This is a genomic window from Nonomuraea sp. NPDC001684 (assembly GCF_053596515.1).
In genome coordinates this window covers 1-9,617 of record NZ_JBSFGJ010000359.1, presented here as the reverse complement: position 1 = coordinate 9,617, position 9,617 = coordinate 1, and the positions used below count along the sequence as shown (strand labels likewise).

The 9,617-nt window shown below is 72.9% G+C and carries 11 protein-coding genes and 1 pseudogene; 3 read left to right on the top strand and 9 right to left on the bottom strand.

The genetic code is table 11. The annotated features are described in order from the left end of the window. The 6 genes from ACWCSD_RS39580 to ACWCSD_RS39555 all read right to left on the bottom strand — a co-directional run. Positions 1-563, bottom strand: a 563-nt coding sequence (locus tag ACWCSD_RS39580; RefSeq protein ID WP_449922573.1) for an AfsR/SARP family transcriptional regulator, incomplete at its 3' end; no start/stop codon positions are given. An 86-nt stretch (positions 564-649) separates the two neighbouring features. Next, the gene (locus tag ACWCSD_RS39575) at positions 650-862 is read right to left on the bottom strand and encodes a hypothetical protein (RefSeq protein ID WP_352323140.1); all 213 of its coding nucleotides are present in this window, start codon (positions 860-862) and stop codon (positions 650-652) included. A gap of 82 nt (positions 863-944) precedes the next feature. Next, positions 945-1,262, bottom strand: a complete 318-nt coding sequence (locus tag ACWCSD_RS39570) for a DUF3140 domain-containing protein (protein ID WP_364339814.1) — start codon at positions 1,260-1,262, stop codon at positions 945-947. A 29-nt stretch (positions 1,263-1,291) separates the two neighbouring features. Further along, positions 1,292-1,948 carry a response regulator transcription factor gene (locus ACWCSD_RS39565; protein ID WP_357976348.1) on the bottom strand — a complete coding sequence of 219 codons (657 nt, stop codon included), beginning with the start codon at positions 1,946-1,948 and terminating at the stop codon, positions 1,292-1,294. Beyond that, entirely contained in the window at positions 1,945-3,114 is a 1,170-nt protein-coding gene (locus tag ACWCSD_RS39560; RefSeq protein ID WP_397161627.1) for a sensor histidine kinase, read from the bottom strand. The genes ACWCSD_RS39565 and ACWCSD_RS39560 overlap by 4 nt, the downstream gene beginning before the upstream one ends. Positions 3,115-3,130: 16 nt before the next feature. Continuing rightward, a complete protein-coding gene (locus tag ACWCSD_RS39555) occupies positions 3,131-3,718 on the bottom strand; it encodes a hypothetical protein (RefSeq protein WP_449922569.1) in 588 nt (195 codons plus the stop codon). Between the two features lie 283 nt (positions 3,719-4,001). Here ACWCSD_RS39555 and ACWCSD_RS39550 point away from each other — a divergent pair, with 283 nt between their 5' ends. Next, the gene (locus tag ACWCSD_RS39550) at positions 4,002-4,748 is read left to right on the top strand and encodes an SRPBCC domain-containing protein (protein ID WP_397161625.1); all 747 of its coding nucleotides are present in this window, start codon (positions 4,002-4,004) and stop codon (positions 4,746-4,748) included. Positions 4,749-4,857: 109 nt separating this feature from the next. On the opposite strand, the gene ACWCSD_RS39545 is transcribed toward ACWCSD_RS39550, so the two are convergent. Then, complete coding sequence (locus ACWCSD_RS39545; RefSeq protein WP_397161624.1) at positions 4,858-5,655, bottom strand: alpha/beta fold hydrolase; 798 nt, start codon at positions 5,653-5,655, stop codon at positions 4,858-4,860. A 294-nt stretch (positions 5,656-5,949) separates the two neighbouring features. After that, complete coding sequence (locus tag ACWCSD_RS39540; protein ID WP_449922567.1) at positions 5,950-7,146, bottom strand: MFS transporter; 1,197 nt, start codon at positions 7,144-7,146, stop codon at positions 5,950-5,952. 72 nt (positions 7,147-7,218) lie between these two features. On the opposite strand from ACWCSD_RS39540, the gene ACWCSD_RS39535 reads away from it, so the two are divergent. Continuing rightward, entirely contained in the window at positions 7,219-8,190 is a 972-nt protein-coding gene (locus tag ACWCSD_RS39535) for a GlxA family transcriptional regulator (protein ID WP_397161622.1), read from the top strand. Positions 8,191-8,206: 16 nt separating this feature from the next. On the opposite strand, the gene ACWCSD_RS39530 is transcribed toward ACWCSD_RS39535, so the two are convergent. Continuing rightward, positions 8,207-8,482: a sulfurtransferase TusA family protein gene (locus tag ACWCSD_RS39530; protein ID WP_358298869.1), complete on the bottom strand. Its 276-nt coding sequence runs from the start codon at positions 8,480-8,482 to the stop codon at positions 8,207-8,209. Positions 8,483-8,645: 163 nt separating this feature from the next. On the opposite strand from ACWCSD_RS39530, the pseudogene ACWCSD_RS39525 reads away from it, so the two are divergent. Further along, positions 8,646-9,617 (top strand): annotated as a pseudogene (locus tag ACWCSD_RS39525) (sensor histidine kinase); the annotation flags it as partial.

The window sequence follows — 9,617 nt, the reverse complement described above, 5'->3', positions numbered from 1 at the left end:
CCGCGCGCCACCAGCGCCCGCATGAGCAGGGCGTGGAACGGCTCCCGCAGCCGGTGCGCCGCGACCAGCCCCTCCAACTCGGCCAAGGGCTCGGCCGCGCAGTCGGGGGCGGCCTCGGCGGTCAGGTCGGCGGTGATCGCGGCGGCCAGGGCCGTGAGGCGCAGTTCCTCCAGCCGGGCCGCGGGCGCGGCGGCGAAGGCCAGCCCGGCCGCGTCCGCCAGCGCGGGCCCGCGCCACAACGCCAGCGCGCCGCGCGGGTCGCCGGCCCGCACCAGCCGCTCGAACGCCGACGCGTCCACCTCGCCGGGCGGCACGTCCAGCAGGTAGCCGGCCGGGTGCGAGCAGATCAGCCCAGGCGCCTGCCTGCGGGCCCGCGACACCAGCGACTGGAGCGCCGCGGCCGGATGGGCGGGCGGCTCGCCGGGCCACAGGTCGTCGATCAGCCGGTCGGCGGTCACCACCCGGCCCGGGTCGAGCGCCAGACGGACGAGCAGGGCCCGCACCCGGGCGCCGCCGATCTCGGCCCCAGCCACCTGGAGCGGCCCCAGGACCCCGATCCGCATGCCTCCACCGTACGGGCATGCGGCCATGCCGGGTTCCCGGCGGGCCGCCCGCCTTCACCCGGTTCGAGCAGCCCGGCGCAGTGAGCTCAGCTCTCCGAGAGCCGGTCGAAGAGGGTGAGCGCCGCCTGGCGCACCTCCTCCGGGGTCAACCCGTCGAGGGCCTGCCGCGCGTCGGCGATGTCACGCGTCGTGGCCAAGGTGATGGCCACGGACGAGGCCGCGGCACGGTCGATCGATCCCGTCGGGGCGGCGTCGGCCAGCTGCTGGGCGCTCGCGGCGAGGTCGAGGTTGTCTCTCAACGGATCTCCTCGGACGAAGTCGGCTTCGCACATTTCATCACTTTGCGTCGCCCCACATCCACCATTTGTTGAATTCGAGGCGTTATGCCCTGAGCGGGTCGTGCCCGACGGACATGAGCTCGCGCCGCGAGTCGTCGTCCGTCCGGTCGCCCATGGTCTCGACCAGTTCGATGACCTGACGCATGACGTCCAGGTCGGCCTTGGTCAGGTCGCCCTTCCGCTTGCTCAGGACGTGCAGCACGCCCCTGCCCAGCTCGTCGATGCCCATGTCGGGGTCGGGAGGGAAGCCCTCCTCGTCCGAGGCTTCGGCGAGCAGGTAGCCGCGCAGCTCCTCCGAGTTCATGTTGACCGCCCGGTGGAACTCGTCCCAGAGCGTGTCCGTGTCGAAACCCTCAGTCATATGGGCCGCCTACCCGCCCGACCCTCGCGTTACGCCCCGGGAACGGTCAGCCCCGACTCGTAGGCCGCGATCACCGCCTGCACCCGGTCGCGCAGCCCCAGTTTGCTCAGCACGTTGCTGACGTGCGTCTTCACGGTGTGCTCGCTGACCACCATGGCCTCGGCGATCTCCGCATTGGACAGGCCGCGCGCGATCAGCTGCAACGTCTCGCGCTCCCTGGCGGTCAGCGACTCCAGCGTGTGCGCGGGGGCGGCGGTCGTCGCGGGGCGGGAGGTGAACTCGGCGATCAGCCTCCTGGTCACCGTGGGCGCGAGCAGCGACTCGCCCGCGGCCACGACGCGCACCGCGGTCACCAGGTCGTCCCGCCGCACGTCCTTCAGCAGGAACCCGCTCGCGCCCGCGCGCAGCGCGTCGAACACGTAGTCGTCCAGGTCGAACGTGGTCAGCATCAGCACCCGGCAGGCGGTCTCGGCGCACACGATCCTGGCCGCCTCGATGCCGTCCATCCTGGGCATGCGGATGTCGAGCAGCAGCACGTCCGGCTCGTGGGCCCGTACGGCGGCCACGGCCTCGACCCCGTCGCCCGCCTCGGCCACCACCGAGATGTCGGGCTGGGCGTCGAGGATCATCGCGAACCCGCCCCTGACCAGCTCCTGGTCGTCGGCCACCACGACGCGCACGCTCATCGGCCGGCCCCCAGCGGCAGCCGCGCCGACACCGCGAAGCCGGGCCCGTCCGCGCGCGGGCCGGCGGTCGCGCTGCCGCCGCAGGCCGCGGCCCGTTCGCGCATGCCGATCAGGCCGTTGCCGCCCGAGGGCAGCGCGGGGCCGCCGCCGCGCCCGTTGTCCGTGACGTCGATCATCAGGTGGTCGTCCTCCCAGGTGAGCCGGATCTCGGCGCGGTCGGCGCCGGAGTGCTTGACGATGTTGGTGAGCGCTTCCTGCGTGATCCGGTAGGCGGCCAGCGCGCTGTCGGGGCCGATCGGGCGGGGCTCGCCGGACTCGGCGAAGCGCACGTCCAGGCCGGTGCCCGCCACCTGGCCGGCCAGCGCGGGCAGGTCCGCGAGGGTCGGCTGCGGCGTCCGCGGCGCCTGCGGCTCGTCCTCCTTCAGTACGCCGAGCATGCGGCGCAGCTGCACCATCGCGTCCCGGCCCGCGGCGGCGATGGCGTCGAAGGCGGCCTCGGCCCTGGCCGGGTTGCTGCGCACCACGACGGGCCCCGCCTCGGCCTGGACCACCATGAGGCTGACCGCATGGGCCAGGATGTCGTGCATGTCGCGGGCGATCCTGGCCCGCTCGCGTTCGGCCGCGCGCTCGGCTTCCAACTGACGCTCCCTTTCGAGCCGGGCCGCGCGCTCGGCCAGTTCGGCGGCGTGGGCGCGGGACGTGGCCGCCGCGCGGCCGATGGCGTAGGCGGCGGTGAACAGGGCGACCCCGCGCATCGCGGTCTCCCACGAGCCGACGGAGGCCAGGCCGCCGACGAGGGTCACGACGAGCATGACGACCCTGGGCAGGCGGGGTGAGTACGCGGCGACCGTGTAGAAGGCGACCAGGGCGCCGTACCAGATGGGCTGGCGGGCGACGTTGTCGGCGAAGTCGTAGAGCGCGCCCACGACCAGGCTGGCGATCAGCATGGCCACCGGCCACCGGCGCCGCCAGACGACGGGGAGCGAGGCGCCGATCGCGATCACGTACCCCCACCAGTCCCAGCTGCCGCCCTGCGAGTCATGGCTGGACACCAGCGGCCAGACCTGGACGAGGGCGATCAACAGGGCGAGCGCCCCGTCCACCCAGAGGTGGGGGAGCGCTCGAAGCCGGCGACGGAAGACGTCGACAAGCGTCAGATCGGACACAGGGTCCCATTCTTCCTCACGCATGGACGAGCGCGGGCCGGGCACCGGCCCGGGCCTGGCGGCGGGCCAGCGGCCAGAACGACACCAGCATGCACACGGCGCCGAGCGGGATCAGGTCCTTCTCCATGATCGGGATGGCGAAGTCGAGCATGACCAGGACGGGGGTCCAGAGCTTGACCTGCCGCCGCGCGGCGAGCTGGACGACCAGGGCCAGCTGGGCGACGTAGAACAGGAGCGGGCCGGCGGCGTAGATCGCGAGCGACACCCCCGGAACCGCCTGGACCTGGTCGAACAGCGGGGACATCGCGTCGTGGTCGGCGGCCATGAACCCGACGACGATGTCGATCACGAACTGCGCGGCCGCGCAGGCGATGCCCACCAGGCCGACCACGAGGCTGGTGGTGGCGATGCGGTTGCGGCCCAGCATCCGCCACATTTCCCGAAATATCACGATGAACAGGGCAAGAGCGGCAAGAAAGGCGAGATGGCCGGCCGTCCAGGCCAACCCCGGCCCTCGGCTCCCGTCCAGGCCGTCGACGATCCGGATCACGCCGTACGACAGGACGAGCAGCGGGGCGGCCACGAAGGCGGCGCGGGTGTTCATCAGGGGGTCTCCTCAAGGGGCGGGGCGATGCACTTATCCTGCGGTTTTCCGCTCCGGATGTGATCGCCGGGACGGGCGATCCCGCGCCTCGCTCTCAAGAGGGATGCCCCTCGCTCCCACGCCCCACATGCCCGCCGACCGCGCCCACCTGCCTGCCGACCGCCCCCGCACGCTGCCGACCGTGCCGCACAGGCATGCCGACAACACGAGTCGGCTTGACAAGCGATATTGTCGGTGCGATCGTCGGCCGCACACCGCGCCGGGCCGTGACAGGGAGACCGCCATGCCGCACGAGTTCGAGATCCGCCACGAGATCCAGCTGGACGCCGCCCCCGACGTCGTCTGGCAGGCCATCGCGGAGGGCCCGGGCATCGACTCGTGGTTCATGGGCCGTACCGAACTGGAACCGCGCGAAGGCGGCCGGGGCACGCAGACCTTCGGCGACGACGTCGCCACCGAGTCGGTGGTGACCGCCTGGGAGCCGGGCAGGCGCCTGGCCCACCGGGGCGTGGAGAACCCCGACGGCACGTTCATGGCCTTCGAGTACCTGCTGGAAGCCCGCGGCTCGGGCAGCACGGTGCTCCGCTTCGTCCACAGCGGCTTCCTCGGCGACGACTGGGAGTCGGAGTACGACGACCTGGAGCGCGGCGACCTCCAGTACCTGTACAAGCTGGCCGTCTACCTCAGGCACTTCCCCGGCAGGATCTCCACCCACAACCTGTTCCTGGCCGGCCCGTGCGCGTCGGAGGAGCGGTTCTGGGCCGCGCTCGCGGCCGCGCTCGGCGTCGCCGGCCGTCCGGTGGCGGGGGAGAAGGTGACGGTCGCGATCGAGGGGCGTTCGCCGGAGCGGGGCGTCGTGGAGTGGGTGACCGCTCCGGGCACGTTCGTGGCGGTCCGTACGGACGACGGCCTGTACATGTTCGTCCAGGGACGCGGCATGGCGGTGGTGGAGCACCACGCCTACGCCCCGGTGGACGGCGAGGCCCTGGAAGCCGCCTGGACCCACTGGCTCACCACCGTCTCCGCCTGACCGCCCGCCCTCAGGCGAAGAACCCCCTGACCGCCCGCCCTCAGGCGAAGAACCCGCCTGAGCGGCGGCCCTCAGGAGAACCCCACCGTCTTCGCCTGACCACCGGCCCTCAGGCGAAGAACTCCCGCAGCACCGGCGCCAGGGCCTCCGGCTTGACGATGTGGGTCTGCCCGTCGAGCGTGCGGTAGTCGGCCGCGGGCAGCGCCTTCGCCAGCGCGCCGACGGAGTTGCGCATCCACTGCGGGCTCTTCCCGCCGTCGGCGACGAGCGTCGGGACGGTCACCGACGCCCACGCGCCCTCCGGGTACGGCACGCCCCGCTGATACGGGAAGACGAGCGCGGTGTCGTACGGCAGGGTGTGCGCCACGGCCTTGAGCGTGGCCCACGCGGGCATGAACCGCATCATCGCCACCACGATCGCCGGCAGGCCGACCCCTTCGCGCATGAACATCCTGACCGCCTCGGCCCGGCGGCCGGCGGCCACCAGCGCCTCCAGGCGTCGCGGGTAGTCGTCCTTGATCGGGGGGCGGGCGCCGTCCACGACGAACGGGGGCTCGTACAGGGCCAGGCGCTCGACGGGCAGGCCGTGCTGGACCGCGGCCAGGGCGAGGGCGGCGCCGGAGGAGGTGCCGTACAGGCGGACCGGGCCGCCGGCCTCCTTGACGAGCGCGGCCAGGTCCTCGACCTCCCGTTCGACGGCGTACGGCTGGGTGTCGCCGCTCTCGCCCCGTCCGCGGCGGTCGTAGGTGTAGACCGTGAAGTCGGGGGCGAGCGCCTCGGCCAGGCCGCCGTTGATGCTGGAGCCGCGGAAGCTGAGTGCGCCGTCCACGAGGATGACCGCCGGGCCCTGGCCTGCGCGTTCGTACGCGATGGGGGTGCCGTCCGCGGAGTTGATCATGCTGCTCATGGTGTTCCTCCGTTTCGTGGTGCCCACGCTAGCTACCGACAAATAAAATTGTCAAGAAATCTTTTGGGAGAAGACGTACTGATACGGGTACCTCTGCGCTCTTACCTGGTGGAGTCGTCCCGAGCGCGGGGGAACGCCGGGGCGGCTCCCACATCGCGTGCCGCGAATAGGAGGGGACGGCACGTGCCGCAGACGGGGGCGGGCGGTCTGCCAGCCGCACGCCCCGGCCGCGGCACGTGCCGTGGGCACCGCCCCTCGGCACCGCCCCCTCGGCGTCGGCTACCTCGGCGTCGGCTACGTCGCCGGGACCGTGACCGGCCCGCTCCCGGACGCCTGCGGCCTGCGGCCGAGCCGCCGTACCGGCCCGATCACCAGCAGCGCCGTCACCACGCCGACCGTCACCAGGGCCGAGCCCAGCATGAAGACGCGCGGCTCGACCAGCGCGGTGACCGGGCCGGCCAGCGCCTGCCCGACCGCCATGCCCGCGACCGACCCGGCCACCTGGTAGGCGTTGACCCGGTTCAGCACGTCCGGCGCGACCTGGGTCTGCACGGTCGTCGACCACATCACCGACCAGAACGCCATGGCGCACCCCCCGAGCAGGTGCCCGGCCATCAGCAGCGGCAGCGGCAGTCCGAGCGCGACCGACAGCGGCACGGCGACGTACCCGATCAGCGCCACGGCCCCCGCCGCCAGCGGCCTGCGCGGCTTCAGCCGGATCGCCACCAGCCCTCCCAGCACGGTCCCGAGGCCGAGCGCCGCCATCACCCAGCCGTAGTCGGCCCCGATGACCTGGGACGACAGCGGCACGTACGGCCCCACCACCAGCACGCCCCAGAACACCCAGACCAGGATGACCGACCACATCCAGCTCCTGGCCTTGAACTCCTCCCAGCCCCTGCGCAGGTCGCTCAGCACGTCGGACGGCTCCGGCGTGGGCACGGCGACCCGCACCAGCACCAGGCACACCGCGCTGACCAGGAACGTCGCGGCGTCCACGGTGTAGACGAAGACCGGCCCGGTGGCCACGACGAGGATCCCGGCCAGCGCCGGCCCGACGAGCTGGGTGACCGCCTCGGCGATCTTCAAGGTCGCGTTGGCCCGCTGCGCATCCTCGGCGACCAGCGGCACCATCCCGTTGACGCACGGTTCGAACACTCCGGCGGCCATGCCCGACAGGAACGCCATCGCCAGCAGCAGGGCGAACGGCGGGGCGCCGTCGAGGAAGGCGACGGCCACGACCGCCTGGGTGACCACCCTGACCACGTCCGCGCCGATCATCAGGCGCCGGGGCCCGATCCGGTCGGCGACGACCCCGCCGAACAACATGACCAGCACGGCCGACGCGGTCCAGAGCGCGAGCACGAAGCCGACGCCGGCGATCCCGTAAACTTTGCCGATCGCCAGCGCCGAGGCGACGGGCATCATCGCGTCGCCGAGCAGCGAGATCGTGCGGGCCCCGAAGTAGAGGGCGAAACTCCTCGTCCACATGAGCCCTAATTCTGGATTTTTCCAGATCAGAGCACTGGTGTCCCAAATGACATCATTGGGTACATTTGCGCCATGCCCCTGGACTGCCCCGAGACGCCTCCGGCCCCCGTGAGCCCGCACCGCGTGGTCGCCCTGGTCGCCCCCAACCAGGAGCTCTACCCCGTCACCTCGGCCTCGGCCGTCTTCGGCTACCAGGGCCCCGACATTCCCCAGCACTACAGCCTCACCCTGTGCGCCGAGCGGCCGGGCTCGCTGCCCACCACCCTCGGCGTCCCCATGCAGGTGGACAGCGGTCTCGAAGCCATCGACGAGGCCGGCACCGTGATCGTCGCGGGCTGGACCCTGGTCCCCTCGCCGGCCGTGCTCGACGCGGTGTCCCGGGCCCACTCCCGCGGGGCGCGGATCGTCGCCGTCTGCGCGGGCATCTTCATCCCCGCCGCCCTGGGCCTGCTGGACGGCCGCCGCGCGTCCGTCCACTGGGAGCTGTCCGGGGAGCTGGCCGCCCGCCACCCGCGCGTCATCCCCGACGACACCGTCATCTACGTGGACCACGGCGACGTCGCCACCGCCGGAGCCTCGGCCGCCACCCTCGACCTGTGCCTGCACCAGGTGCTCCAGGACCACGGCGCGGCCCACGCCATGCGCATCGGCCGTCAGCTCGCCGCCGGGCCGCACCGCGAGGGCTGCCAGCGCCAGTACCCGCCGCTGCCCACCGCGGGACCCATGCCGGACTCCCTGGCCCCGCTGCTCGAATGGCTGCTCGGCCGCCTGCCCGACCACGTCACCGTCGAGGACATGGCCGCCTACTCAGGCGTCTCCGCGCGGACCCTGACCCGGCAGTTCGCCGACCAGCTCGGCGTGCCGCCCGCCCGCTGGCTGCTGGAACGCCGGCTGGCCGCCACCCGGGCGCTGCTGGAGGAGACGGACCTGCCGGTCGAGACGATCGCCACCCGCGTCGGGCTCTCCTCGGCCGTCAACCTCCGCCGCCGTTTCCACACCGCGCTGCGCACCACCCCGGCCGCCTACCGGCGCTCCTTCCGCTGACGGGCGGCGGCCGCCGTCAGGCCGCGTGCCAGGGACGGGCGGGCTCGGTCTCCTTGGCGGCGTCCGCGACGCGCACCGCGTACGTCGGGCGCTCGGCGCCGGGCACCGGCCCGAGGTAGGAGTGGCCGGTCAGGTGGCACCACGCGGGCAGGTCGACGGGCGCGGCGGGGTCGCTGGCGATCAGGTGGATCACGGCGCCCGGACCGGCGCGCAGCACGTGCCCGCGCAGCTCGATGAGCAGTTGCACGCACATCTTGTCGCCGCCGTCGATCACCAGATCAGGTTCGGGCATGCGTATAGGAAACCACGCGTCGCCGTCGAGTAGGTTGAGGCCTGTCCTGGCCCCGTGAGGGGCCGGAGCAGGCGTCGGACGGTAACGGCCCGGACACAACGGGCGGATTATCCCAGTAAAAGGGTCATAATCCTGTTCAAGTGTTGGGGAAGGCGGTGATGAGATGACCGGGTTCACCGAGATCGCCGAAGAGGCCGGGCCGGCGGAGAGCCACGGGACCGGGCGCGGCTCCGCTGGCCGGGGCGTTCGGCTCGCGCGCGTCACGGCCGTCGTCCTGGCGGTGGCCTCGCCGGTCCTCACGGTCGCCGCGCTGCTCGTCTACGCCCGCCTGCCGCAGGCGTGGACGCCGCTGAGGACCGCCTCGCCCCAGACGGCCGCCGCCCTGACCTTCCCCGCGGTCGGCGCTTTCCTGATCTTCCATCGGCCGCGGCTGAACATGGCGTGGCTGATGGTCGCGGGCGGCATCGCCGCCGCCGTCAGCGACCTGTCCAGCGCGATGATGTTCCGGCTGGCCGCCGACGGCGACCTGGTCGCGGCCGGGCTCGTACGCTTCCCCGCGCAGGTCGGGTGGGCGGTGTGCGGCCTGGCGCTCACCATGCTGCTGCCGCTCTACTCGCCCGACGGGCGGCTGCCCTCGCCGCGCTGGCGGTGGGTGCTGCTGCTGGGCGCGTTCTCGCTCGGACTCGACCTGGCCCGCTCGGTGTTCCGGCCCGACCCGCCCCCCGGCAGCTACCCCTACCCGGCCGTCATCCCCAACCCGCTGCAGATCCGCGCGCTCGGGCCGTACGTCGAGGCCGTCTCCATGGTGGCCTGGACCGGCATCTACGTCGCCATGGCGCTGACGGCGCTCTCCCTGGCGCTGCGGCTGCGCCGGGCCGATCCGGTGGGCAGGCGGCAGATCGGCTGGCCGCTGTTCGCGTTCGCGGGCTACGTCGTGTTCCTGATCATGGCCGCGTTCGTGCCGGCGCTCCTGTGGCCGAGCGTCGTGTGGGCGGCGCTCATCCCGGTCGCCGTCGCGTTCTCGGTGACCCGCTACCGGCTCTACGGCATCGACACGGTGATCAGCCGGGCCTTCGTCGCGGCCGGGCTGGTGGCCGTGGTGAGCGCGGTCTACTTCGGCGCGGGCGCGCTGTCC